Annotated in this window: 27 protein-coding genes; 12 read left to right on the top strand and 15 right to left on the bottom strand. The window is 49.1% G+C overall.

Annotated elements, in window-relative coordinates:
* Positions 1-55 precede the first annotated feature (55 nt).
* From adk to lpxK, 8 genes are all read right to left on the bottom strand, one after another.
* Positions 56-703: an adenylate kinase gene (gene adk / locus FAH66_RS02520; protein WP_002232195.1), complete on the bottom strand. Its 648-nt coding sequence runs from the start codon at positions 701-703 to the stop codon at positions 56-58.
* Positions 704-785: 82 nt separating this feature from the next.
* Complete coding sequence (locus FAH66_RS02515) at positions 786-1304, bottom strand: 3-deoxy-manno-octulosonate cytidylyltransferase (RefSeq protein ID WP_137040584.1); 519 nt, start codon at positions 1302-1304, stop codon at positions 786-788.
* A gap of 21 nt (positions 1305-1325) precedes the next feature.
* Positions 1326-2084, bottom strand: coding sequence for a 3-deoxy-manno-octulosonate cytidylyltransferase (gene kdsB, locus FAH66_RS02510; protein WP_137040583.1), 759 nt, complete (start codon positions 2082-2084; stop codon positions 1326-1328).
* Positions 2081-2263, bottom strand: coding sequence for a Trm112 family protein (locus FAH66_RS02505; protein WP_003679524.1), 183 nt, complete (start codon positions 2261-2263; stop codon positions 2081-2083). Before FAH66_RS02505 ends, kdsB begins: the two co-directional genes overlap by 4 nt.
* Positions 2264-2357: 94 nt before the next feature.
* The gene (locus FAH66_RS02500; protein WP_063068195.1) at positions 2358-2933 is read right to left on the bottom strand and encodes a DUF2059 domain-containing protein; all 576 of its coding nucleotides are present in this window, start codon (positions 2931-2933) and stop codon (positions 2358-2360) included.
* A gap of 48 nt (positions 2934-2981) precedes the next feature.
* Complete coding sequence (locus tag FAH66_RS10975; protein WP_244284981.1) at positions 2982-3212, bottom strand: hypothetical protein; 231 nt, start codon at positions 3210-3212, stop codon at positions 2982-2984.
* Positions 3206-3646, bottom strand: a complete 441-nt coding sequence (locus tag FAH66_RS02495) for a DUF2059 domain-containing protein (RefSeq protein ID WP_244284979.1) — start codon at positions 3644-3646, stop codon at positions 3206-3208. Before FAH66_RS02495 ends, FAH66_RS10975 begins: the two co-directional genes overlap by 7 nt.
* 64 nt (positions 3647-3710) lie before the next feature.
* Entirely contained in the window at positions 3711-4721 is a 1011-nt protein-coding gene (lpxK, locus tag FAH66_RS02490; protein WP_137040582.1) for a tetraacyldisaccharide 4'-kinase, read from the bottom strand.
* Between the two features lie 181 nt (positions 4722-4902).
* Between lpxK and xseA the strand changes: the two genes are divergently transcribed.
* The 3 genes from xseA (at position 4903) to FAH66_RS02475 (ending at position 7966) form a co-directional block, all read left to right on the top strand.
* Positions 4903-6252 carry an exodeoxyribonuclease VII large subunit gene (gene xseA, locus FAH66_RS02485; protein WP_137040581.1) on the top strand — a complete coding sequence of 450 codons (1350 nt, stop codon included), beginning with the start codon at positions 4903-4905 and terminating at the stop codon, positions 6250-6252.
* 123 nt (positions 6253-6375) lie between these two features.
* Positions 6376-7155, top strand: a complete 780-nt coding sequence (gene pssA, locus FAH66_RS02480) for a CDP-diacylglycerol--serine O-phosphatidyltransferase (RefSeq protein WP_070633424.1) — start codon at positions 6376-6378, stop codon at positions 7153-7155.
* Between the two features lies 1 nt (position 7156).
* Positions 7157-7966, top strand: a complete 810-nt coding sequence (locus tag FAH66_RS02475) for a sulfite exporter TauE/SafE family protein (RefSeq protein ID WP_137040580.1) — start codon at positions 7157-7159, stop codon at positions 7964-7966.
* A gap of 87 nt (positions 7967-8053) precedes the next feature.
* Here FAH66_RS02475 and FAH66_RS02470 read toward each other — a convergent pair whose 3' ends face one another.
* From FAH66_RS02470 to FAH66_RS02445, 6 genes are all read right to left on the bottom strand, one after another.
* Complete coding sequence (locus FAH66_RS02470; protein ID WP_003680951.1) at positions 8054-8734, bottom strand: sulfite exporter TauE/SafE family protein; 681 nt, start codon at positions 8732-8734, stop codon at positions 8054-8056.
* A 110-nt stretch (positions 8735-8844) separates the two neighbouring features.
* The gene (locus FAH66_RS02465; protein ID WP_004520828.1) at positions 8845-9885 is read right to left on the bottom strand and encodes an ABC transporter permease; all 1041 of its coding nucleotides are present in this window, start codon (positions 9883-9885) and stop codon (positions 8845-8847) included.
* Between the two features lie 36 nt (positions 9886-9921).
* On the bottom strand, positions 9922-10977 hold the full coding sequence (locus FAH66_RS02460) for an ABC transporter permease subunit (protein ID WP_137040579.1): 1056 nt from the start codon (positions 10975-10977) through the stop codon (positions 9922-9924).
* A 99-nt stretch (positions 10978-11076) separates the two neighbouring features.
* On the bottom strand, positions 11077-12006 hold the full coding sequence (locus FAH66_RS02455; protein WP_137040578.1) for a CobW family GTP-binding protein: 930 nt from the start codon (positions 12004-12006) through the stop codon (positions 11077-11079).
* Positions 11994-12467, bottom strand: a complete 474-nt coding sequence (locus FAH66_RS02450) for a Fur family transcriptional regulator (protein WP_137040577.1) — start codon at positions 12465-12467, stop codon at positions 11994-11996. Before FAH66_RS02450 ends, FAH66_RS02455 begins: the two co-directional genes overlap by 13 nt.
* A gap of 113 nt (positions 12468-12580) precedes the next feature.
* Complete coding sequence (locus tag FAH66_RS02445) at positions 12581-13405, bottom strand: SDR family oxidoreductase (protein ID WP_137040576.1); 825 nt, start codon at positions 13403-13405, stop codon at positions 12581-12583.
* A gap of 132 nt (positions 13406-13537) precedes the next feature.
* Between FAH66_RS02445 and FAH66_RS02440 the strand changes: the two genes are divergently transcribed.
* Both FAH66_RS02440 and FAH66_RS02435 read left to right on the top strand, forming a co-directional pair.
* Positions 13538-13999: a c-type cytochrome gene (locus FAH66_RS02440; RefSeq protein ID WP_137040575.1), complete on the top strand. Its 462-nt coding sequence runs from the start codon at positions 13538-13540 to the stop codon at positions 13997-13999.
* 385 nt (positions 14000-14384) lie between these two features.
* Positions 14385-17147: a TonB-dependent receptor domain-containing protein gene (locus tag FAH66_RS02435; protein WP_137040574.1), complete on the top strand. Its 2763-nt coding sequence runs from the start codon at positions 14385-14387 to the stop codon at positions 17145-17147.
* A gap of 149 nt (positions 17148-17296) precedes the next feature.
* On the opposite strand, the gene FAH66_RS02430 is transcribed toward FAH66_RS02435, so the two are convergent.
* Complete coding sequence (locus FAH66_RS02430; protein WP_003682895.1) at positions 17297-18493, bottom strand: acetate kinase; 1197 nt, start codon at positions 18491-18493, stop codon at positions 17297-17299.
* Positions 18494-18727: 234 nt separating this feature from the next.
* On the opposite strand from FAH66_RS02430, the gene FAH66_RS02425 reads away from it, so the two are divergent.
* The 7 genes from FAH66_RS02425 (at position 18728) to FAH66_RS11185 (ending at position 23129) form a co-directional block, all read left to right on the top strand.
* Entirely contained in the window at positions 18728-19033 is a 306-nt protein-coding gene (locus FAH66_RS02425; RefSeq protein WP_003681461.1) for an HLGFF motif protein, read from the top strand.
* A complete protein-coding gene (gene ccoS, locus FAH66_RS02420; protein ID WP_003681462.1) occupies positions 19033-19221 on the top strand; it encodes a cbb3-type cytochrome oxidase assembly protein CcoS in 189 nt (62 codons plus the stop codon). The genes FAH66_RS02425 and ccoS overlap by 1 nt, the downstream gene beginning before the upstream one ends.
* Positions 19218-20534 (top strand): MFS transporter, encoded by a 1317-nt coding sequence (locus FAH66_RS02415; RefSeq protein ID WP_137040573.1) that lies wholly within the window; start codon positions 19218-19220, stop codon positions 20532-20534. The genes ccoS and FAH66_RS02415 overlap by 4 nt, the downstream gene beginning before the upstream one ends.
* Positions 20535-20855: 321 nt before the next feature.
* The gene (locus tag FAH66_RS02410) at positions 20856-21836 is read left to right on the top strand and encodes a DNA polymerase III subunit delta' (protein ID WP_137040572.1); all 981 of its coding nucleotides are present in this window, start codon (positions 20856-20858) and stop codon (positions 21834-21836) included.
* A gap of 10 nt (positions 21837-21846) precedes the next feature.
* Positions 21847-22200 (top strand): PilZ domain-containing protein, encoded by a 354-nt coding sequence (locus FAH66_RS02405; protein WP_003682949.1) that lies wholly within the window; start codon positions 21847-21849, stop codon positions 22198-22200.
* Positions 22201-22204: 4 nt separating this feature from the next.
* Positions 22205-22990 (top strand): TatD family hydrolase, encoded by a 786-nt coding sequence (locus FAH66_RS02400; RefSeq protein WP_137040571.1) that lies wholly within the window; start codon positions 22205-22207, stop codon positions 22988-22990.
* 73 nt (positions 22991-23063) lie between these two features.
* Complete coding sequence (locus tag FAH66_RS11185) at positions 23064-23129, top strand: hypothetical protein (RefSeq protein WP_372340829.1); 66 nt, start codon at positions 23064-23066, stop codon at positions 23127-23129.
* Positions 23130-23306: the final 177 nt, after the last annotated feature.

Raw genomic sequence — 23306 nt, 5'->3', positions numbered from 1 at the left:
TCAAAAAGAGATCGTCTGAAAACCTGATTGCTTGTTTTCAGACGACCTTTTCGATTTATTTGCCCAATGCGCCCAATACTTCGGCTTTCACGGCTTCTACCGGCTGAGTGCCGTCAACCTTGATGTATTTCGGCGCGTGTTCGCCCTCCAGTTTGCTGTAAAAATCGACCAGCACTTCGGTTTGCTCGTGGTAAACGGCAAGGCGTTTTTTGACGGTTTCTTCTTTGTCGTCGTCACGCTGAATCAAATCTTCGCCGGTTACGTCGTCTTTACCTTCGACTTTGGGCGGATTGTAGGTAACGTGGTAGGTGCGGCCCGAAGCCAAGTGAACGCGGCGGCCGCTCATGCGGTCGACAATCACGCTGTCGGGTACGTCGATTTCAACGACTGCGTCCAAATCCACGCCCGCTTCAACCATCGCTTCGGCTTGTGCCAGCGTGCGCGGGAAACCGTCGAACAGGAAACCGTTTTTGCAGTCGTCTTGCGCGATGCGTTCTTTCACCATGCCAATGATGATGTCGTCGCGTACCAAGCCGCCTTCGTCAATGATTTTTTTCGCTTCCAAACCCAGCGGCGTGCCTGCTTTAATCGCAGCGCGGAGCATATCGCCGGTGGAAATTTGCGGAATGCCGAACGCAGCGGTGATGAATTGTGCCTGAGTGCCTTTGCCCGCGCCCGGCGCGCCTAACAATAATACTTTCATGGGGGTTCCTTCTTGTTAAGTGATATGGATTTGAAATGTGATTCAAATGATTTTACACGGCTTGCGTTTATCGTTCAAAACTTCAGACGGCCTGTTCCGCGCCGAAATGTTTCCATGCGTCATCGCGCATTTCGGCAAACCATGAGTCTTCCGGGAATCGCTCTATCGCGTCTTTCAAAGTGGAAAGCAAGTTTTGCGATAAAGCTTTCGCCAAATATTCTTCCTCATTGGCTTCGGCCGCTTTGTCAGGCTGCTGCGCCAAACCGATTGCACGGGTTTGATGGCCATGAGCCAAGTAGTTGAGTGCAATGATTTTTTGTGCCCAAAGCTGCGGAATATCGGGATTATCTTGCAGCAATACTGACAAAATTGATACGGCAACGGTCAAGCGTCCGCCGTTCATACGCAAGTCCAACGACTGGTTGGGCGGCAAAGTGCTGAGCATTTCTGCCATGCGGAACCAAAACTCGCCGCTGGCCTGCTCCGGCGCTTCTATTTTCAACATATCATAGTTGAATTCTTGCTCATCTTCTCTTACCAGCTTCGCCACATCGGCAAGCAATTTTTGTTCTTCACGGCTCAAATGGCGGAAATCATTCATATCTTTTCCTTTCAGACGGCCTTAAGCTTTAAATGCAACACGCACTCTGTCCAAATCTTCCTGCGTATCCACACCAGCAGCAGGCGCTTCTTGGGTGATTTCAACAGCAATCGGATAACCGTGCCATAGGACGCGCAACTGTTCCAGCGATTCGATGGTTTCCAAAGGAGAAACATCCATTTCCGAATAGCGTTGCAGGAAGCCTGCACGATAGGCATAAATGCCGATGTGGCGCAAAACGGCTGTTTCGGAAGGCAATTCGCGTTTTTCGGCACGCATCACATCGCGCGGATAAGGAATCGGGGCGCGGCTGAAATAGATGGCGTTGCGGTTTTTATCAAGGATGGCTTTGACGACGTTAGGATTCATAAACTCGTCAAAATCGTGCAATTCATGGGCGGCGGTTGCCATTTGCACATTGTTTTCAACCAAAACTTCGGCCGTACGGTTGATGAGCTCGGGATCGATTAAAGGCTCGTCGCCTTGTACGTTCACAACAATCAGGTGCTGCGGCAGTTTCAGTGTATTGGCCACTTCGGCAAGGCGCGTTGTACCGCTTTCGTGTTGATTAGAAGTCATGACTACTTCGACACCATGTGCCTGACAGGCCGTCTGAATATCGGGATGGTCGGTGGCAACGACAACACGAGCGGCCTTGCTTTTCGCCGCCTGTTCGGCGACACGTACAACCATCGGTTTACCGTGAATATCGGCCAAAGCCTTTCCCGGCAGACGTGAAGAATCCAACCGCGCCGGAATCAATACGACAAATTCGGTCATGCTTTCAGTTCCTCTTCGCTCAACGCTCGTGCTTCGTTTTCCAACATATAAGGAATGCCGTCACGAATCGGATAAGCCAGCTTCGCCTGACGGCTCCACAATTCCTGTTTGTCTTGATGGTATTCGAGTTTGCCTTTGGTCACAGGACAAACGAGGATGTCTAAGAATTTTTTTTCCATGAGGTTACTTTCGGGTTTGATGGTTTTAGCGAAAATCACTTTACTCGTTTTGGCGAAACTTGCTGCGCTCGTTTTCATACGGCCTCAAGCGGCATCATTTTTTCCGTGCCGGTTTGTTAGGCTGTTTGGCGCAGGCTTGGGCAGGATTTTTGCCTTCGCACATGATTTGGCGGATTTCACGTCTCAGGTTTGCGCTTTGGTTGGATTGGGTGTATTTGCCGGCAAGGATGTCCATCATAGGTTTCACCGTTGCCTCAAGATAGCGCGGCGTTTTGTCCATTATCGATTGACCTACCGCCGTGCTGTAAAAGCCAATCAATGCGTTGACTTCTTCCTGCGTATAAACCGTCTTCATGCCGTCTAAAGTCGCTTTACGCAATTGGGCGCGCACTTGCGGCGTATTGATTTCGGCAATTGATTGGTTTGCATACTTTTTCAATACCGCCTCCAACTGCGGACGTTTGTCTTCCGGCGCATCTTTCAAAAATTTCTGTGCATTCGGATCGGAAAGCACAATGCTCTCCATGCTTTGGAAAGACTGGTCTAACAGAGTATCCATCTTCTGTACTTGATACAAACGCTCCAGCGACTCATCGCTAGGTGTAGCGGCAAACGCATTGGCACACAAGGCCAAAGCAGCAAAAGGCAACAATAAAGTTTTTAATTTCATTTTTTCTACCTACTTAATAAATATCAATATTTTTAGACGGCCTGAACATTATTTGGCACATTCCGAAGAATGTTTATTGCCCTTACACAAAATCTCACGCGTTTGAGATTTAAAAGCGGGCGTATATTTCTGGCTTGCGTTGATATAGTTGTTGCTCATTGTCTTTTCAACAATCTCATCATTCAATTTGTCGAAACGTTCTATCTTTTCAAATGCAGACTTACCGGCCCCATGCTCAAATACTTTTACTATGCTATCCACGTCTGCTTGGCTCAGCACATTGTCAATATCTCCACCATGCTGTCTGAGATGATTGATTTTTTCAAAATACCCTTGCCCCGAGGGGAAGAGAAGAAGCTGTTGAGTACATCGACTTCTTCTTGTGTAAATACTTTCTGTACGGCACGCTTTTCTTCATCCAGCCATTGTTTTTTCAACTCTGGGCGGCTCAAATCGTCTTGCATGTTTTTCATATAACGACTGATGACTGCCTTCATCTGCGCTTTTTGAGCTTTGGGCGTCATCGTTAATAAGCGCTCATTGTCCTCTTTATTCACCATCTCCAAAGAACGTTGCACTTTCTCGCTATAATTATTGCTTATCCCTTGAATCTCCAACCATTTCATTGCAGATTCATCACTTGGTTTGGCAGCTAAACTTTGAGTGGATACAAATAAAGCTGCACAAGCAACCAACAAATATTTTAACTTCATGATTTACTCCTATCGCGTAGTTTGAAGATCATCTTTAAAACATCTGTGAAACATCTATAAGCATTTAGATTGAAACATTCGCAGATACGAACGCCGCCAAGTCCGGCTCAATTATCGCATAAACAGGCAAGACCCACACATGATTCAGGCTGTGGCCGTCTGAAAATTTGACCGCATCCTTTTCCGTGATAATCACCACATCTGCGTCCGGCAAATCCGCTACCGTAATATCTGCATGATCAGGCAAGGCAACGGTTTGTTTTAAAGCAATATTCATGCTTTGCAACGTATTGAAAAAACGCTCCGGCTTGGCGATACCGGCGACGGCGGCGACGGTTTGATTTCCCAGACCCGCCAAATCCAATTTTTCAGACGACCTGTTCAAACGGTAAATCCGCCCTGTTTCAATATGGCTGGCAAACATATTTTCAGACGGCCTGAATGCCATATCTGCTTTTCCGCCACTGACGACGACCGCATCAACGGAAGCCAATCGAGACAAAGGTTCGCGCAAGCTGCCGTTGGGCAGTAAATCCAAATTGGTGCGTCCTGTATCTACCGCCGGAAAGACGGCAATTTCCATATCGCGTTGCAAGGCATAATGTTGCAAGCCATCGTCGGCCACAATCAATTCAAGCTCAGGATGCGCCGCAAGCAATGCCCTGCCTGCTTCTGCACGGCTGCTGCCTACCGCCGTCGGCGCACCGGTTTGGCGAAACAACAATAAAGGTTCGTCGCCTGCATCTGCCGCACTGCTGGCTGTATTCAATACATGAACCGCCTTGCTCTTGCGCCCGTAACCTCGGCTGATGATGCCGACCTTAATGTCCTTTTCCTGCAAACCCGACACCAGCGCGGTGACTATCGGCGTTTTCCCTGTTCCGCCTGCATGAATATTGCCAACTACCACCACAGGCACTGGCAATTTTTCGCTTTTCAAATGGCCTGAAACAAAATCATCGCGCCGTTTCGCCGCAATTTTGGCAAACAGCTTGGACAATGGTTTTAACAGCAAAGACAGAAACGGATTGGGGAATTGCCAATGGCGTTCGATAATTTGGTGGAGTTTGGGCATACGCACGACTTTTGAAGCGAAAATCAAACGATAATATAACACAAGCCCGCCCAGACAAGGCCGTCTGAACATGCGGCTCTGATAATATTAAAACAAAGGGCGCAAGTTTCATGAAAACGAATACAACGAATCGCTCTAAAACCCTTATAATTCAGCTTTCCCAAATTTTTTCTGTTTCGCAATGTCCGAACTTTTCGCGCCCTCCTCCATTTCCGTATCCGAACTCAACGCCCTCGCCAAAGCCTTGCTGGAAGACCATCTTGCCGGCTTGTGGATTGCCGGCGAAGTATCCAACCTGACCCGTGCCGCCAGCGGACATTATTATTTCTCGCTCAAAGACAGCCGCGCTCAGGTACGTTGCGCGATGTTTAAGGGTGCGGCCATGCGTTTGGCGAAGCCTTTGAAAGAAGGCGACCATATCGAAGTATCAGGAAAAATTAGCATTTATGAAGCGCGGGGCGAATTTCAGATTACCGTGAATGAGGTGCGACTCAAAGGTTTGGGGCAGCTTTACGAAGCCTATGAACGATTGAAGGCACAGTTGCAAGCGGAAGGCGCGTTTTCAGCGGAACGCAAAAAGCCGTTGCCCGCCCGCCCTCAATGTATCGGCATCGTCACCAGCCTAGCGGCAGCTGCTTTGCGCGATGTTGTAACCACCTTAAACCGCCGCGCGCCCGAAATTCCCGTTATCGTTTATCCGACGCCCGTTCAAGGCACAGGCAGCGAGTTGCAAATTGCCCAAGCGATTAAAACCGCTTCGCAACGCGCCGAATGTGACGTGCTGATTGTCTGTCGCGGCGGCGGCAGCATCGAAGACTTGTGGGTGTTTAACGAAGAGCCGGTCGTGCGTGCCATCGAAGCCTGCTCAATTCCCGTCGTCAGCGGCGTAGGACACGAAACCGATTTCACACTCGCCGATTTTGTCGCCGACGTGCGCGCGCCCACGCCGACCGGCGCGGCGGAACTGGTCAGCCCCAACCGCCAAGAATCACTACATCGCCTCGCCCAAGCGCAAGGCCGTCTGAAAACCGTTTTGGAGCAACGATATTTCGATGCCAGCCAAAAACTCGACTGGCTGGCGCGGCAAATCCGTCATCCGCGCCAAAAACTTGACGATCAGCGCGCTTCAATCAGCAAGCTGGCGCAAATGCTGTCTTACTCGATGACGCAAAACCTCCGTGCCCACACCGCCCGTTTTGAACGCCAAACCCAAACCCTGAAACATTGCCGTCCTGATGTTTCCGTTTACAAAAACAATATCACCCACTTTCAGACGGCCTTGTCGCATTCCTTCCGCCAACTGCTTGCCCACCGCCGTCAAAGCCTGACCGCCCAAGCCGCATTGCTCGAAGCCGTATCGCCGCAGCATATTCTGGAGCGCGGCTTTTCGGTCGTCAAAAACACTCGCGGACAAGTCATCCACAATGCCGATATGTTGAAACAAGGACAGAAACTGTACATCACTTTTGCCGACGGCGAAACCGACGTACGCGTGACCAAAGAGCAGGCGCAGGGCGAGTTATTTGACTGACAAAATAAAGGCCGTCTGAAACTTTATGAGATTGAAGTGAAACTATGTCTGCCTTTTAAAAATCCTTAACCTGCCAATGCGGTATAATGCCTCATCTGCACACGCAGCATATACGGAAACATTATGGACAACGCACAAAATACAGAAAATCCGATTCCTCCACGCAACTCCATCCGCAAAAACAGCATTTACCTGCTACCCAATTCCTTTACCATCGCCGCACTGTTTTGCGCGTTCTTCGCCATTACCCAGTCCATGCACGGACGTTATGAAACGGCGGCGATTGCAGTCTTCCTTTCCATGCTGCTCGACGGCATGGACGGACGCGTTGCCCGTTTGACCAACAGCCAGAGCGCGTTCGGCGAACAGCTCGACAGCCTTGCCGATATGGTCAGCTTCGGCGTGGCGCCTGCCCTGATTGCCTACAAATGGCAACTTTGGCAGTTTGGCAAAATCGGTTATTCCGTCGCCTTTATCTACTGCGCCTGCGCCGCCCTGCGTTTGGCACTGTTCAACACGCTCATCGGCAAGGTCGATAAACGCTGGTTTATCGGCGTTCCAAGCCCGACCGCCGCTGCGTTGATTGTCGGGCTGATTTGGGTCAATCACAGCTTTGAACGCTTCCCCGGCGTGCATTGGTGGGCATTGGGTATCACCCTGTTTGCCGGTATTTCCATGATTGTGCAGATTCCGTTTTGGAGCTTCAAAGAAATCAACATCCGCCGCCAAGTGCCGTTTATGGGCATGGTGTTGGCCGTGTTGGTATTGCTGCTCATCAACTGGAAACCTTCGCTCGTCCTCTTCTTGTTCTTCCTCGGTTACAGCCTGTCCGGTTATGTGATGGCAGCAATCCGTTGGTTTAAAAAACGCCACAAAACTCATAAACACGACAAGGCCGTCTGAAATGTGGTCTTGGGACATCATCCTTGCCCTGCTCACCGTCGGCAGCGCGGCGGGCTTTATTGCCGGACTGTTCGGCGTAGGCGGCGGCACGTTGATTGTTCCTGTTGTCTTATGGGCGTTGCAACTGCAAGGCATAGGCGGCCACCCCTATGCCCAGCATCTTGCCATCGGCACTTCCTTTGCCGTCATGGTGTTTACCACCTTCTCCAGTATGTACGCCCAACATAAAAAGCACGCCATCGATTGGGCGACTGTCCGCCGGATGACGCCGGGCATGATACTCGGCGTACTCCTCGGCGCGGCAACGGCAAAATATATGCCGACGCTGGCTTTGCAGGTTTTCTTTATTGCATTTCTTGCCTTTATCGCACTCAAAACCCTACGCGATTCCAAACCCAAACCTTCGCGCACCCTACCTGCCCTCCCCGGCCTGACAGCCGTCGGCACGCTTTTTGGGGCGGCTTCAAGTTGGGTCGGTATCGGCGGCGGTTCACTATCCGTTCCATTTCTACTGTATTGCAACTTTCCGGCGCACCGCGCCATCGGCACATCTTCAGGCCTGGCATGGCCGATTGCGATTGCCGGCACCATCGGCTATTTTGCCAACGGTTTGCATATCGCCAACCTGCCTGAAGGCACGGCAGGCTTTATCTATCTTCCGGCCGTGGCCATATTGAGCGTTGCCACCATCCTCTTTGCGCCACTCGGCGTAAAAACGGCGCACAAGCTGCCCGCCCGAAAACTCAAAATCGCCTTCGGCATTATGTTGTTGCTGATTGCCGCCAAGATGGCTTGGAATTTGATACATTAAATCTTTCTTGTGAAAAAGGCCGTCTGAAAATCTTTCAGACGGCCTTTTTGATGGCAGTAAAAACAAACTAAATAAAACCTTTTTACCTTACCCGATTTGCCCCATCGCAAATACAGCCAAGCGCCATATCGCCCATCCTGCCACCAACAATCCGGCGCACAAACGAACCATGCGTTTTTGCAGAAAGGTTTTCAACTGCGCGGCAAATATGCCCATCGCAAGCAAGTTCGGCAAGGTCCCCAATGCAAACGCCAGCATATACAGCCCGCCATGCAAGGCATTGCCGCTGCCCAAAGCATACAAAGACGCGCTGTACACTAAACCGCAAGGCAGCCAACCCCAAAGCACGCCCACGCCGAAACAGGCAGGCACTGATTTAATCGGCAGCAATTTGTTCAGCAAAGGATTCAGGCGTTTCCATATCGGTTTGCCGATGCCTTCGATTTTGGTTGCAGCAGTCGAAATCCCGGCAAGATACAGACCGAGCAAAAGCAGCAAGACATTGGCGGCAATATACAAACCGTTTTGAACTGCGCGCGTATCGTCCAAGGAAATGCCGACCTGTCCGACCAAGCCGACCAACAGGCCAATGACGACATAGCTGCTGATGCGCCCCAAGTTCAACAATACAATCAGCCCGATTCGGTTTAAATGTGGCGGCAGTTGCAAAGCAAATGCGCTGCTCAAGCCGCCGCACATACCGACGCAATGCGTTCCGCCAAAAAAGCCGAGCAAAAAAAGTGTAAGAAATGTGATTTCTTGATTCATGGTTTTTAATGATTCAAACGAATGGATGAGGCCGTCTGAAACTTTTCATACGGCCCTGAGAATGCAGGATAAGTTTTTCCGCCCACCCTCTTCACGCTTTAGAAAAGCAATTAACTGCGTGCGCGTACGTCAAATGCCTGACGCAAACCTTCGCCGATCATGACCAGCAAAAGCAGCATCACCGTCAGCGTAGCGACGGCAGACAGGCCAATCCACCACGCGTCCAAGTTGTCCTTGCCTTGCGCCAGCAACTCGCCCAAGCTCGCCTGCGAGGCAGGTACGCCCAAGCCCAAGAAGTCCAAACTGGTCAGGGCAAGTACGGCACCCGAAATACGGAAAGGCAGGAAAGCCAATACCGGCGTCAAGCTGTTGGGCAGGATATGGCGCCACATGATTTCACGGTTGCCCACGCCCATCGCGCGCGCCGCCAAAACGTAATCGGTCTGACGGTTTTTCAAAAACTCGGCGCGGACATAGTCGGACAAGCCCATCCAGCCAAAAAGCGACAGCAACACCAGCAAAATCAACAGCCCCGGATTAAAAAACGAAGACAGGATAATCAAGAGGTACAGCTCCGGCATACCGCCCCAAACCTCGATAAAACGCTGCATCAGAAGGTCGGTTTTACCGCCGAAATAACCCTGCACCGCGCCTGCAACCACGCCGATTACGGTAGTCACCACAGTCAACACCAAGGCAAACAACAGCGAATCACGGAAACCGTAAACCAAGCGCGCCAACAGGTCGCGGCCGCGGTCGTCCGTTCCTAAGATATGCCGTTCGGACGGTTTGGCCGGATCGGGGGCCGTATCAAAATCGTTTAAGGTATCGGCATCATAAGGATTGGGCAGGTAAAGGGCAAAATTGCCGTCTGAAGTGATGTTGTGGCGGATAAGCGGATCCAGATAATCCGCAGGCGTATCGAAATCGCCGCCAAATGTGGTTTCGTTATATTCGTTTACCAAGGGGAAGAAATACTCGCCCTGATAGCGTATCCACAAAGGTTTGTCGTTGCTCCACAAAGGTGCAAGCAAAGTGACGACAAATAAAACGGCCAAAATCCGCAAAGCCAACCAACCGCGCTTATGCTGTTTAAAGGCTTGCCAAGTAGGGTTTGAAGTAGATTTTTTCTTTTTCATGGTTCGAAACATTCTTTAATAATGGATTGAAGATATTTTCAGACGGCCTTATTTCTGCCCGCCAAAATGAATGCGCGGATCGACCCATGAATAAGAAATATCCGACACCAATTTAGCCAACAACCCCATCAGCGTGAACACATACAGCGTACCCATTACAACAGGATAATCGCGTTTCATCACTGCCTCGTAAGACAACAAACCCAACCCGTCCAACGAGAACAACGTTTCAATCAACAGGCTTCCGGTAAAGAATGCGCCGATAAATGCGGCCGGGAAACCGGTAATCAGAGGAATCATGGCATTGCGGAAAATATGTTTCCACAGAATCTGTTTCTCAGGCAAGCCCTTGGCTCGTGCGGTATAAACATATTGACGGCGGATTTCTTCAAGAAACACGTTTTTCGTCAATACGGTCATCACCGCCAAGTTGCCTGCTACCGAAGCGGTAATCGGCAAGGCCATATGCCATAAATAATCTTTGACTTTACCTGCCCAAGAAAGCGTATCGAAATCATCGCCGACCAAGCCGCCCTGAGGGAACCAGGCAAAAAAGCTGCCACCGCCAAACAACACCAGCAACACCAAACCCAATACAAACGGCGGTACGGTATAGCCGACCAAAATCACCATGCCCGTAATCGTATCAAATCGGCTGCCATCTCTGACCGCCTTGGCAATACCCAACGGAATACATATCAAATAAGTCAGGAAGAACGTCCACAAACCCAAACTCATCGACACCGGCATTTTCTCTTTCACCAGCTCAAATACGGTTTGATGGTGGAAAAAGCTCTCGCCCAAATCGAAACGGGCGAATTTCCATACCATATCGACAAAACGCGTCACAGGCGGCTTGTCGAAACCGTATAAAGCATTCAGCGCGGCCAAATCTTCCGCACTGATGCGGTTGCCGTTTTTAGCCAGAGTTCCGGGAATACTGCGCCCCGCCGTTTCACCACCAACCGCACCCTGCGTCAGCTGCTGAACCATCTGCTCCACCGGACCGCCGGGAACAAACTGAATCACGGCGAAAGTAATCGCCAAAATCCCCAACAACGTGGGAATCAAAAGGAGCATACGATGAAAGATATAACGCCACATGGTTAAGTGTTCCTCTATTTTTTTTGATTTAAAGGCCGTCTGAAACCGCTGACTTCAGACGGCATATAGTAACGGATTAATAAGCGTTTGGCCGATGATTTACTTCTCCAACGCCTCCTGCAATTTCTTCTCAATCAAATCCGCGTCAAACGATTTGGCAATCAGCTCAAAGCGGGAATCGCGGCGCCATGAAACTTGGTTTGCGCCCCATTGACCGTCCACCCAGTTGAGCCACACCCATGTACCAAGCACTTGGAACACGCCTTTGGCACGCACGAGGCCGTCTGTAAATTTAGGCAGGTCGTTGAAGAAATCAGTCAGCTTTTCGCCGTCGAAATCACGTCCGGCAGGGAAAGTGAAGCCTTGAGACTGGAAGCCCATGGTGTTATCCGGCAGGGCTTTGAGGCGGTAGCGCGATTTTCCGACAACGGGAATATCAAGCCATTGGATGTCGAGTTGCGCATTTTGTACTTCAACCACTTTGGCTTTAGGCGGGAACAGCTTGGCCGCTTTATCGTGAAACTCGGCCAACTGCTCGTGCGTGCACAAGTCGGTTTTACTGGCGACCAATACGTCGCAGATGCCGATTTGGTCTTTATACAATGCCTGCTGCGCGTAATCGGGATTGATGAACTGGCGCGGATCGACGACGGTAAAGACGGCGCCGATTTCCAAAAGGCTGTCCAGCGGTTTGGCTTTCAATTCGTCGATGACGCTGGCGGCGTGTGCCAGTCCGCTTGCCTCAATCATCAGGCGGTCGGGCTTGGCGTCGCGCAGCATTTTCTGCACGGTTACGCCCATTTGCGGGCCGGCGGTACAACACAAACAGCCGCCGGCGATTTCTGCCACAGGGATGCCGTTGTCGCTCAATACCGCGCCGTCAATGCCGATTTCGCCGAACTCGTTGACGATGATGACCCATTTTTCGTTCGGGTCTTTCTGTTCCATCAGGCTTTTAAGCGCGGTGGTTTTGCCTGTTCCCAGAAAACCTGAAATCAGGTGGACTTTGGTTTTTTTCACTTCTGACATTTTTTACAGATTCCAGTTAAAACAACGTGTTCTTCTTTCAGCGCAAAGCCGCTTTCGGCAACGCCTGCGCACAGTGCCGCCCATTCGTGGCTCAGGGTTTGCTCGTCCGCCGTGCCGCATTCGGTGCAGACCAAAATAAACGCGCTGTGGTGCGCTTCGGCTTCTTCGTGGTCATGGCAATGGTCGTTGCACTCGTGCTGCGCGTGGCTGCACAAAATATAGCCGTTGACCGCCGCCACTTTGTGCAAAACACCCTGCTCCGCCCAAAAATCAAGGGCGCGGTAGGCCGTCGGCGGCGCAACCACGCCCTCGCTTTGCTGCTGCATCTGCGACAGAACGTTGTAGGCTTTAATCACGCCGCTTTGTTTCAAAACAATATCAAGCACTTGCTCGCGCAATGCGGTTACCTGCACGCCATCGCGCTGCGCTTGTTCTAAGATTTTTTGTTTGATTGCGTTCATAACTGAAACAGCCTTTCAGACGGCCTTGTTAATAAAAAATTACATTATAACGTGTTTGTTCAATTTCAGATAACAAAGAGGCCGTCTGAAACCTTCAGACGGCCTGATGCCGATTACTTAAACCAAGATTTTATTTTTCCAAACAAAGACATGCTTTGTTTTTCAAACGTTTCTTCCTTCACCAGAGCAGGCTCATCGCGGTAAACTTTCATGCCTGCAAAGGTCTGGGCAACCGGCATGATTTCGATGGAATTGACGTTCATCCGCGCCGGACGCTGATAGAGCCATAAAGCGGTATCGGCAATATCTTGCGGCTGGATAAACTCGACATTCTCATAAACCTCGGCCGCACGCTGGTCGTCGCCTTTGAAACGGACGTTGGAAAACTCGGTGTCGCCACATAAGCCCGGTTCGATATTGGTAATGCGGATATTTTTATCTGCCAATTCAGCGCGCAGGTTCATACTGAATTGGCGCACAAAAGCCTTGGTCGCGCCATAAACATTACTGCCGGAATAAGCATAACTGCCGGCAATCGAACCCAAATTGATGATGTAGCCTTGTTTGCGCGCTACCATTTGCGGCAAAATCTGGCGGGTCAGAAAAGTCAGGCCGATGATATTGGTTTGAATCATGGTTTCCCAATCGCCAAAATCGGCTTTATCGGCAGAATCCAAACCTAAAGCCAAACCGGCGTTGTTGATCAGGCAATCGATTTCAGATAAATGCTCGGGCAGGCTGTTTAAAGCGTTTTGAATCGACTCCGTACGCGAAACATCCATTTCCAACGGGTAAAACTGCTCGCCCAATTCCTCTGCCAACTGCTGCAATTTGTCTTCACGCCTTGCCGCACCGATGACATGATAGCCTGCCGCAACAAAGGTGCGGCACATGGCCGCGCCGAATCCTGCCGATGCCCCGGTAATCAAAATTGCCATATCGTTTCCTTTCTATACTCGTTTCAGACTTGGGTTTAAGGTATGATAACGCCTTATCAGACGGCCTGAGTGTTTGGCCGGCCGATTCTAAATTTAACGATAATCATATCATCACAATAGGACACACTCCATATGAAAACCCGTTTTCTCCCTGTCGCTTTGGCAGCAGTAGCGCTTACCCTGACCGCCTGCGGCGGCAGCGGCGCGCCTTCCCAGCCTAAAGGCCCGATTTCCGAAGACCGTACGGCCGCGTTCAAATCCATGATGCCTGAGTTCACCCGTATGGGCAAAATGGTCAAAGACGAAGAGCCTTACGACGTTGAGAAATTCAAACAAGCTGCGGCCACTTTTGCCGAAAACAGCAAAAAACCGTTTACCCTGTTTGAATCCGATCCTCAAGGCAATGGCCGCGCCCTGCCTGCCATCTGGACAGACACTGCAAAATTCAAAGCCGAAGAAGAAAAATTCGTCGCTGCGGTTGAGAAACTCAACGCCGCCGCCCAAACCGGCAAGCTCGAAGAAATTAAAGCCGCTTACGGCGAAACCGGTGCAACCTGCAAATCCTGCCATGACACATTCCGCGGCCCGGAATAAGGCTTAAAACAATAAAGGCCGTCTGAAATATCATTTTCAGACGGCCTTTTCTTCAACTGACTTCAAATCTTTCTATATTGACTTTATATTTTGCATTTCATTTTTTTTACCTGTTTCATTTGAAACCGACGGCTCAATTCACATATCGCAATCAAATTTTCTTCTTCCGGCTGTTTAAATTCAATTAAATCACCCTTCTTCTCGATCAACCAAATTCAAATTCAGACCTGCTTTATCTTTGCCGTCAGATTAATCATATGCGGGTGGATTATCTCCTGAAACAAGAATCTGCTTTATTTTTTCACAAATAAAAACCATTATTAAAATATTTGTAAAGTTTAATAATATGTTATAAAGTAGCGACTTCGTTTCTGAGGTAACTATCATGAATCCGAATTTCAAATTAAACCTACTGACATTATCTTTACTGGCTATAACAAGTATCGCACACGCAGAAGACGAGGTTTCAACTCAAGAGCTTGATGAAATTCAAGTCAAAGGCAAATACATTGCCAAAGAGAAAAAAGTTTTTACCGAAGGCCAAGCCAAAAGTTCGCGTGAACGCGTTTATCAATCCAGCGAAAACATCGATGCCATCGTGCGGAGCATGCCCGGCGTCTTCACCCAACAAGACAAGGGATCGGGGGTATTGGCGGTCAATATCCGTGGCGATAGCGGTTTGGGACGCGTCAATACGATGGTTGACGGCGTCACCCAAACCTTCTATTCCACTTCTGCCGATGCCGGACGCAGCGGCAGCTCCTCGCAATTCGGTACGGCACTGGATCCCAATTTTATTGCCGGCGTGGATGTAACCAAAGGCAGTTTCACAGGTGCCAACGGTATCAATGCCTTATCCGGTACAGCCAATTTCCGTACTTTACGGGTAGACGATGTGGTACACGGAAACAATACCTTCGGCCTCTTGACCAAAGGATTGACCGGCACAAACAGCACCAAAAGCAACTTTATGGCAACCGGAGCAGCACAAAAATGGTTTGACAGTGGCGCGCGCCTTGGTGCCTTATATGGTTATAGCCACCGCAATGTCGAGCAAAACTATAAAGTAGGCGGTGGCGGTCAGCGTATCGGCAATTTTGGCGAAGAATATTTGGACCGTAAAAAACAAGAATATTTTGAAAGCAACTTATTGAAATTCGACCAAGGGCAAAATCGTTGGGTTCGCGACTTTTCCAAGCGCAACGCAGTCGGTAAAAGCTATTGGGACTACCCTTTCTCCAAAAAATATAACGATCCTGAGGTTTTGCAAAGAGATTATGTTGATGATTTGGAAAGAAGCTGGAAAGAGAATTTAGCACCGCAATGGGACCTGACTCCAATCGACCCGACCAGCCTGCAACAACGCTCAAACAGCCATTTGGTCAAAGTGGAATACGAAAACGACAACAACAAGCTGGATCTTCAACTTCGTACCATGAACAACCGTATCGGCAGCCGCAAAGTAGAAAACCGCAATTACCAAGCCAATTACAACTTAAACATTGGCGATTATGTCGATTTAAACGTGTTGGCCGCCCATAATCTGGGAAAACAAAAATATCCGAAAAACTCACGTTTTTCAGGATGGGGACTGCTTGATTATTTGGAAACCAAAAACACAGCCAATCTTTTGGATATCAACAACAGATTTTCTTTCAACCTTCCCCAAAAAACAGATTTAAAAGCCACCGTCGGTTTCAATTTCTTTAAAAACCAATACAGTAAAAACCGCTTTCCGGAAGAGCTGAGCCTGTTTTACGACGGCCCGGATCAAGATGCCGGCCTGTACAGCTTTTTAGGCCGCTTCAAAGGCGACAAAGGAATATTTCCTCAGAAATCAACCATATTGCAACCTTCAGGCCAGCAAAAATTCAATACGTTCTATTTTGATACTTCCTTGAAAAAAGGCATTTATCAATTGAATTACAGCGCCAATATGGTCAACTACCGCTACAAAGGCGAATATACCGACTACTTCAATACCCAAGAAGACTTTAAAAAAGCATTTGGAGAAGATTCTGAAATTTATAAACAGCATTGCACGCCAAGCTGCGACCTTTACGAACCGGTTTATACCAAATCCGGTAAAAAGCATGCGGTAAACCATTCGGTAGCATTAAACATCAATGTCAACGACTACTTTATGCCGTTTATCAGCTATTCGCGTACGCATAGAATGCCGAATATTCAAGAAATGTATTTTTCACAAATCGGCGACTCAGGCGTCAATACCGCCCTTAAGCCGGAACAGGCCAATACTTACCAAATAGGCTTCAATACCTTCAAAAAAGGGATTTTCAAGCCGGACGATGTATTGGGTTTCAAACTGGTCGCTTACCGCAGCAGGATAAACAACTATATCCACAATGTTTATGGCAAATGGTGGGATTTGGATAAAGCACCCAGCTGGGTAACCAGTACCGGCCTGCAATACTCTATCCAGCATCGAAACTATGCCAAACCTGTCCATAAAAACGGTTTGGAAGTGGAAATGAACTATGATTTCGGCCGCTTTTTTACAACCCTGTCTTACGCATATCAAAAAACCAACCAGCCGACCAATTATAGCGATGCCAGCGAATCGCCCCGTAATTCTTCTAAAGAAGACCAAATTAAACAGGGCTACGGCTTAAGCAAAATTTCACGCTTACCCCGAGATTATGGTCGGTTTGAATTAGGGTCCCGATGGTTGGGCAACAAATTGACCATCGGCGGCATTATGCGCTATTACGGCAAAAGTACACGGGCGACGACTGAGGAGGAATTTGTTGACGGTACAACCGGTGCCAATACCTACTCTTCACATCAAATGGGCAGAAGGGTGATCAAAAAAACAGAAAGCATCAACAGACAGCCGATGATTTTTGATTTCTATGCCAATTATGAACCGAAGAAAAACCTTATCCTTCGTTTCGACATTCAAAATGCGTTCAATAAACGCTATATCGACCCTTTGGATGCTGCAAACGATGCTGCAACCCAGCGCTATTTCAGCGTATTTGAAAGAAAAGGCGGTTTAGATGATGAGGAAGTCGAATGCGATGCCAACGGTTTATGCAATGGCAAATATGGCGGCACGACACGTTCCGTCTTGAACAACTACGCACGAGGCAGGACTTTGCTGTTTACCATCAGTTATAAGTTCTAAACCTATCCGTCAGCATTCTTAATATTGCACTGATTAAAAAGCCGGTAAACACAATGTTTACCGGCTTTTTTCAGTATATTCTCAAAATTCTCTTTATCTATACACAACAAAAAACCTGCCCTTGCGGGCAGGTTTTCAATAATGACGGATTACAGGCCGCTCAGACGGGCTGTATCGTGTGCAATCATCAATTCTTCGTTGGTAGGAATCACAACGGCAACAGCTTTGCTGTCGGCAGTGGTAATTACGCCGGCGTTACCAAAACGGGCTTTCAGGTTGGCTTCTTGGTCGATGTGCAAACCGAGGAAGCCCAAGTAACCCAATACGCGTTCGCGGATGATGTCGGAGTTTTCGCCGATGCCGCCGGTAAACACCAATGCGTCCAAACCGCCGGCTGCTACTGCCATGCTGCCGATGTATTTAGCCAAGCGGTAGATGAAGATTTCCAGAGCCAGTTTGGCACCTGCGTGGCCGTTGGCAGCTTCTTCTTCGATGGTACGGCAGTCGTTAGACAAACCGGAGATACCGAGCAGGCCTGATTTTTTGTTCAGCATTTCGGTAATTTGGGAAATGGTCATGTTTGCGTTTTCAGCCAAGAAGCTGAAAACTGAAGGGTCGATATCGCCGCTGCGGGTACCCATTACCAAGCCTTCCAGCGGAGTCAGTCCCATGCTGGTATCTTTACATTCGCCGTTGGCAACTGCTGCGATAGATGCGCCGTTACCCAAGTGGGCAATCACCATGCGCAGGTCTTTTTTATCTTTGCCGAGGAAGCGTGCAGTTTCGTCAGAAACGAAGCGGTAGCTGGTACCGTGCGCACCGTAGCGGCGCAAGCCGTATTTTTCATACAATTCATGTGGAACAGCATATTTGTAAGCGTGTTCAGGCATGGTTTGATGGAATGCAGTGTCGAATACGACAACGTTCGGCAGGCCTTTGAAGATGCTTTGTGCAGCGCGCAGGCCCAAAAGGTGAGCCGGGTTGTGCAGAGGAGCAAGTGGAATACATTTTTCGATACCAGCGATAACATCGTCGGTAACCAAAATGGATTCGCTGTACAATTCGCCGCCGCTTACCACGCGGTGGCCGATCGCGCCGATACGGGTATCGAGGCCGTGGGCTTTGAGTTCTTCCATCAGGGCTTCAACTGCACCGGTGTGGTCGGGCTTGGCGGACAGGTCGACTTTGTGTTTTTCGCCGTTGAATTTGAAGGTGATGTAGGCATCGGGCAGATTGAGTTTTTCGGCAAGGCAGCTCAGCAATACTTCGCCGCTGTCGTTATCCAATACGGCACCTTTGAGAGAAGAGCTGCCGCAGTTCAAAACCAAGATTAATTTTTGTGTCATTTTATGCTCCTTGAGGTTTCAGACGGAATTTTTGTCGGGACCTTACTGCTGCTCCGGCTATGTTGCACCCCTTGTGGGACGTAGTGGGTAGCGGTCTGAACAGATTAACAAAGTAAACGCCGTATTCTAACAAAAAATGTAATCGGCTGCTTGACTTAATATTTGATGTAAAATGGACGGAATTTTATTTTAGGCCGTCTGAAAAAATGACGGCGGTTTTGAAGATTTCCCGATATGCATTATTTCAGTATCCACACTCAAGACGGTGAACACGCCGGATTTTTTATTATGTTGGCAGACGATGAATCACAAAATCCGCCGCAAAGCGGACGCTTCGCAATCAAGCTGCAAAGCGAAGATGCAGCCGAAGCGGCGGTGTTGTCGCCTTTTGAGCAAACCGATATCCCACAATACTGGCGCGTGGTTAAAGACCGTATCGAATTGTTTTTCGACGATAAAAATATCGGCGCGTTGCGCAACGAATACCTGACCATCAGCGGCAAAACCTTTATCCTGACCGATTTGACCGGAGCGATGTAATGGAAAGTATGTTTATCCTTGTCCCCATCAGCATTATTTTGGCCTTTATCATCGGCTGGTTTTTCTGGTGGTCGGGTAAAAACGGACAGTTTGACGACCTTGAAGGCCCTGCGCACCGCATTTTGATGGACGACGACTCCACTGAAAAACTGATCGAAAAAGATGAAGATAAAGAATCCAAACAATGAGCCTTAAAAAAGATAATCTGAATTTCCACACGACCCGCCGTTTTGCGCCGCTCTTTGGGACGCAGTTTTTGGGCGCGTTTAACGATAATATGTTCAAAACCGCATTATTCGTGATGATCAGTTTTTACGGTTTGGGCAAAAACGACTTTCTGCCGCCCAGCCAAATGCTGAACTTGGGCGCAATGCTGTTTATCCTGCCCTACTTCCTGTTTTCCGCGCTCTCAGGACAATTGAGCAACAAATTCGATAAAGCAGTTTTAGCGCGTTGGATTAAGCTGTTGGAAATCATCATCATGGCAGTGGCGGCATATGGCTTCTACATCCAATCCGCACCTTTGCTTTTAATCTGCCTGTTTTGCATGGGTACGCAATCGACCTTGTTCGGCCCGCTGAAATACGCGATTTTGCCCGATTATCTTAACGACAAAGAGCTGATTATGGGCAACAGCCTGATTGAATCGGGTACGTTTATCGCCATTTTGCTTGGCCAACTTTTGGGCACGGCAGTCGCAGGCGTTCCGCCGTATATTGTTGGCGGTTTGGTGTTATTGGTCGCCGTCAGCGGCACGATGACCAGTCTGTTTATGCCGTCTGTACCCGCTAAAATGCCGGACACAAAAATCGAATGGAACATCATCAAAGGCACGAATTTACTGATTCGTGAAGCGGCGGCCGATCGTCCCGTATTCATGTCCATCATCGGTATTTCATGGTTTTGGTTTGTCGGCTCGGTTTATACCACCCAACTGCCGACGTTCACGCAAATCCATTTGGGCGGCAACGATAATGTGTTCAACCTGATGTTGGCGCTGTTCTCCATCGGCATTGCCATCGGCTCGGTGTTATGCGCCAAACTCAGCCATGAGCGCCTGATTTTGGGCTTGGTTACCATCGGTACTCTGGGTCTGACCGTCTGTGGATTATTGCTGGTGTGGCTGACCCACGGCCAACGCTTTACCGAATTAAACGGCATTATTTGGTTTTTATCACAAGTCCAAGCGTATCCAATTATGCTCGTGATGTCTACCATCGGCTTTTTCGGCGGCTTCTTCTCCGTACCGCTCTACACTTGGCTGCAAACCGCCAGCAGCGAAACCTTCCGCGCCCACGCCGTCGCCGCCAACAACATCATCAACGGCGTGTTTATGGTGTCTGCCGCCATTTTGAGCGCGGTTTTGCTGATGTTGTTTGACAGCATTACGCTGCTATATTTGATTGTTGCCGTGGGTAATCTTCCGTTGATTATTTACCTCATCAAACGGGAACCAAAATTTATCGGAGATTTGACCGCTTTGTTGAAAATCAACAAATAAGGCCGTCTGAAAAGTATCCCCACCATGCACATTTTCACTATTCAATCGCGTGGACAGCTTGTGCATAAATCAGATTACTGTCTGATTTAAAATTAAAAAACGGGACTGCCTAAATTTTAAGCACTACTTTGCCGCCAAACAAAATGCACATTTTCCCCAAACAAGCGTGTGCAAAGGCTGTGAATAAGTAAGCTTAATGATTGATATTTCAAAGTAAAAATATATTTGATTAATTTTTAAGCAGTTTATTAAAGGCCGTCTGAAACCTTTTCAGACGGCCTGAGAGTATAATAACCACCTACCTTATAGTTCCCAAACGATATGATTTATCCATGGCATGAAACCCAATGGCAACAGCTCGCCGCCCATTGGCAAAACCGTCCCAACGCCTGGCTGTTTACCGGCAAAGAAAACACCGGCAAAACCGAGTTTGCCCGCTTTGTCGCGCAGGCATTGCTGTGCGAATCGCCCAAGTCCGGTCATGAACCCTGCGGCGAGTGTGCTTCGTGCCATTTGTTCAGCCAAAACACCCATCCCGACTTTTACGAACTCACGCCGGAAATTTCCGAAGGCGAGGCAATAGGACGCAAACTCCTGCAAATCAAAATCGATGCCGTGCGCAATATTGTGGAAAATATTTACCTGACCGCTGTCCGCGGCGGACTGCGCGTGGTATTGGTGCATCCGGCTGAAAGCATGAATACACAGGCGGCAAACGGTTTGTTGAAAGCTCTGGAAGAGCCGCCGCAACACGTCGTTTTCCTGCTCGTTACCCATGCGCGCGACAAACTCCTGCCCACCATCAAAAGCCGTTGCCGCCAGATGGTGCTGCCCTCGCCTACCCATGAGCAGGCTGCGACATATCTGCGCCAACAGGGCGTGGAAAATGCAGAAGCCTTGTTGGCATTTCACAGCGGCGCGCCTTTATTCACGCCGACTCCCGAATTGGACGCATTACGCGAAGAATTGCTGGCGCTGCTGGCTGCCTCGCGCCTGTTGGCCATACTCGACTACGCCGCCGCGTTCGACAAACAAAAACAACCGCTGGCCGTTTTCATCGACTGGCTGCAAAAGTGGCTGATGGATGTCGGCTTGGCACAACAAAACATGGCGCCGCTTTATTATCCGCACCATGCCCAAGCCCTGCTTCAGACGGCCTCTAAAACCGATTCACGCAAGCTGTTTGCCCTATTGAGCCGTCTGAACGCGCTCAACCCTTACGGATACCATACCTTGAGTGTTAAAATGCAGCTTGAGTATCTGCTTATCGAATATTTAGATTTTTGGCAAAACAAACCCTAACAGGTAATAAATGATGAATAAAAAAGACATTCCGGCGAAGATGTTGGCTTTGCAACTCAAAGACCCCAATCTGTTGTACAACTGCTATATGCCGTTTTTAGAACACGGCGGTCTGTTCGTACCGACCGATGACGTATTCTCCCTAGGCGAAGACATCCTCTTGGCCGTAGAAATCGCCGACTACCCCAAACGCTTCCTGCCAACCAAAGTCGTTTGGATCAATCCGGCGCGCACTTCAGCCCACCGTCCCAAAGGCGTAGGCCTTGCATTCTCCGAACACGAAAGCTGCCTGCAGGCCAAAAACCTGATCGAAGCCGAGCTTGGCCCGCGCCTGCGCAGCGACCGCACTACTTTTACCCTGTAATACCATGTATTTAATCGATTCACATTGCCATCTCAACTTTGACGGCTTAAAAGACCGCTTGCCCGAAGTCTTTGCCAATATGGAAGCGCAAAGCGTCAAGCAAGCGCTTGCCATCAGCGTCAGTAAACAAAGTTTTGCCGAAGTATTCGACATTGCTCAGGCAAACGACCACATCTACTGCACCATCGGCATACATCCCGACAGCCAAGAAGCGGAAGAATTTACCATTGCCGAAATGGTAGAAGCGGCCAAACATCCGAAAATCGTCGGTATCGGCGAAACAGGTTTGGACTATTACTGGTGCAAAGGCGATTTGTCATGGCAACATCAACGCTTTGCCGACCATATCCAAGCCGCCAACGAAAGCGGTCTGCCCGTTATCGTCCACACGCGCGATGCGGCCGAAGACACGTTGCGGATTTTGAAAGAGTGCCACACCAACTCCGGCGTGATTCACTGCTTCTCCGAAGACGTCGCCTTTGCCAAAGCCGCTTTGGATTTAGGCATGTACATCTCCTTCTCCGGCATTGTAACGTTTAAAAACGCACCGCTGATTCAGGAAGCCGCCAAATACGTCCCTGCCGATAGAGTCTTGGTAGAAACCGATGCACCCTTCCTCGCGCCGGCTCCCAAACGCGGCAAACAAAACGAGCCTTCCTACGTCCGCTATACGGCCGAGTTCTTAGCCAATCTGCGCGGCGAGAGCTTGGAAACATTGGCACAAAACACCAGCGACAATTTCTATCGCCTGTTTAACAAAGTACCTGATGGCCGTCTGAACAACGGCTAAGCCTAAAGCTTCTACCATCGGCACTGCCTACCCGTCAGCCGGGTTCTGCCTCAAACTCAACGGTAAACTCGAAATGACCCGAGACAGAAACGCAATCGGCTTGTGCTATTTTCCGAACGGCCAGACTTTTGAAGAATGAGAATTTTCCTATCAGCACAATAAATAAATTTAAATTCAAAATATTGCTTTCCTAAGCCCAGCAAAGCTCAAGGCCGTCTGAAAGTATTTTCAGACGGCCTCTTGCTTATTTTACCGATAGGATGTAAAACCTATCCTTCGAAATAAACGGTTCATCGAAACTGTACATCAATCGACA

The organism is Neisseria subflava (assembly GCF_005221305.1).
GTDB classification, from domain to species: domain Bacteria; phylum Pseudomonadota; class Gammaproteobacteria; order Burkholderiales; family Neisseriaceae; genus Neisseria; species Neisseria subflava.
Note: the sequence above shows the minus strand (reverse complement) of the source record. Positions and strands in the feature narration are given on the sequence as shown.

What these genes read in the sequence shown, in the direction of transcription:
- FAH66_RS02450 (WP_137040577.1), bottom strand. Translation starts at nt 12,467, where the DNA reads ATGAACGCAATCAAACAAAAAATCTTAGAACAAGCGCAGCGCGATGGC.
- FAH66_RS02410 (WP_137040572.1), top strand. Translation starts at nt 20,856, where the DNA reads ATGATTTATCCATGGCATGAAACCCAATGGCAACAGCTCGCCGCCCAT.
- FAH66_RS02415 (WP_137040573.1), top strand. Translation starts at nt 19,218, where the DNA reads ATGAGCCTTAAAAAAGATAATCTGAATTTCCACACGACCCGCCGTTTT.
- lpxK (WP_137040582.1), bottom strand. Translation starts at nt 4,721, where the DNA reads ATGCCCAAACTCCACCAAATTATCGAACGCCATTGGCAATTCCCCAAT.
- FAH66_RS02475 (WP_137040580.1), top strand. Translation starts at nt 7,157, where the DNA reads ATGTGGTCTTGGGACATCATCCTTGCCCTGCTCACCGTCGGCAGCGCG.
- FAH66_RS02435 (WP_137040574.1), top strand. Translation starts at nt 14,385, where the DNA reads ATGAATCCGAATTTCAAATTAAACCTACTGACATTATCTTTACTGGCT.
- FAH66_RS02505 (WP_003679524.1), bottom strand. Translation starts at nt 2,263, where the DNA reads ATGGAAAAAAAATTCTTAGACATCCTCGTTTGTCCTGTGACCAAAGGC.
- FAH66_RS02405 (WP_003682949.1), top strand. Translation starts at nt 21,847, where the DNA reads ATGATGAATAAAAAAGACATTCCGGCGAAGATGTTGGCTTTGCAACTC.
- FAH66_RS02430 (WP_003682895.1), bottom strand. Translation starts at nt 18,493, where the DNA reads ATGACACAAAAATTAATCTTGGTTTTGAACTGCGGCAGCTCTTCTCTC.
- FAH66_RS02455 (WP_137040578.1), bottom strand. Translation starts at nt 12,006, where the DNA reads ATGTCAGAAGTGAAAAAAACCAAAGTCCACCTGATTTCAGGTTTTCTG.
- FAH66_RS02440 (WP_137040575.1), top strand. Translation starts at nt 13,538, where the DNA reads ATGAAAACCCGTTTTCTCCCTGTCGCTTTGGCAGCAGTAGCGCTTACC.
- FAH66_RS02425 (WP_003681461.1), top strand. Translation starts at nt 18,728, where the DNA reads ATGCATTATTTCAGTATCCACACTCAAGACGGTGAACACGCCGGATTT.
- FAH66_RS02515 (WP_137040584.1), bottom strand. Translation starts at nt 1,304, where the DNA reads ATGAATGATTTCCGCCATTTGAGCCGTGAAGAACAAAAATTGCTTGCC.
- FAH66_RS02465 (WP_004520828.1), bottom strand. Translation starts at nt 9,885, where the DNA reads ATGTTTCGAACCATGAAAAAGAAAAAATCTACTTCAAACCCTACTTGG.
- ccoS (WP_003681462.1), top strand. Translation starts at nt 19,033, where the DNA reads ATGGAAAGTATGTTTATCCTTGTCCCCATCAGCATTATTTTGGCCTTT.
- FAH66_RS02495 (WP_244284979.1), bottom strand. Translation starts at nt 3,646, where the DNA reads ATGAAGTTAAAATATTTGTTGGTTGCTTGTGCAGCTTTATTTGTATCC.
- xseA (WP_137040581.1), top strand. Translation starts at nt 4,903, where the DNA reads ATGTCCGAACTTTTCGCGCCCTCCTCCATTTCCGTATCCGAACTCAAC.
- FAH66_RS02470 (WP_003680951.1), bottom strand. Translation starts at nt 8,734, where the DNA reads ATGAATCAAGAAATCACATTTCTTACACTTTTTTTGCTCGGCTTTTTT.
- FAH66_RS02400 (WP_137040571.1), top strand. Translation starts at nt 22,205, where the DNA reads ATGTATTTAATCGATTCACATTGCCATCTCAACTTTGACGGCTTAAAA.
- kdsB (WP_137040583.1), bottom strand. Translation starts at nt 2,084, where the DNA reads ATGACCGAATTTGTCGTATTGATTCCGGCGCGGTTGGATTCTTCACGT.
- FAH66_RS02500 (WP_063068195.1), bottom strand. Translation starts at nt 2,933, where the DNA reads ATGAAATTAAAAACTTTATTGTTGCCTTTTGCTGCTTTGGCCTTGTGT.
- pssA (WP_070633424.1), top strand. Translation starts at nt 6,376, where the DNA reads ATGGACAACGCACAAAATACAGAAAATCCGATTCCTCCACGCAACTCC.
- FAH66_RS02460 (WP_137040579.1), bottom strand. Translation starts at nt 10,977, where the DNA reads ATGTGGCGTTATATCTTTCATCGTATGCTCCTTTTGATTCCCACGTTG.
- FAH66_RS02445 (WP_137040576.1), bottom strand. Translation starts at nt 13,405, where the DNA reads ATGGCAATTTTGATTACCGGGGCATCGGCAGGATTCGGCGCGGCCATG.
- adk (WP_002232195.1), bottom strand. Translation starts at nt 703, where the DNA reads ATGAAAGTATTATTGTTAGGCGCGCCGGGCGCGGGCAAAGGCACTCAG.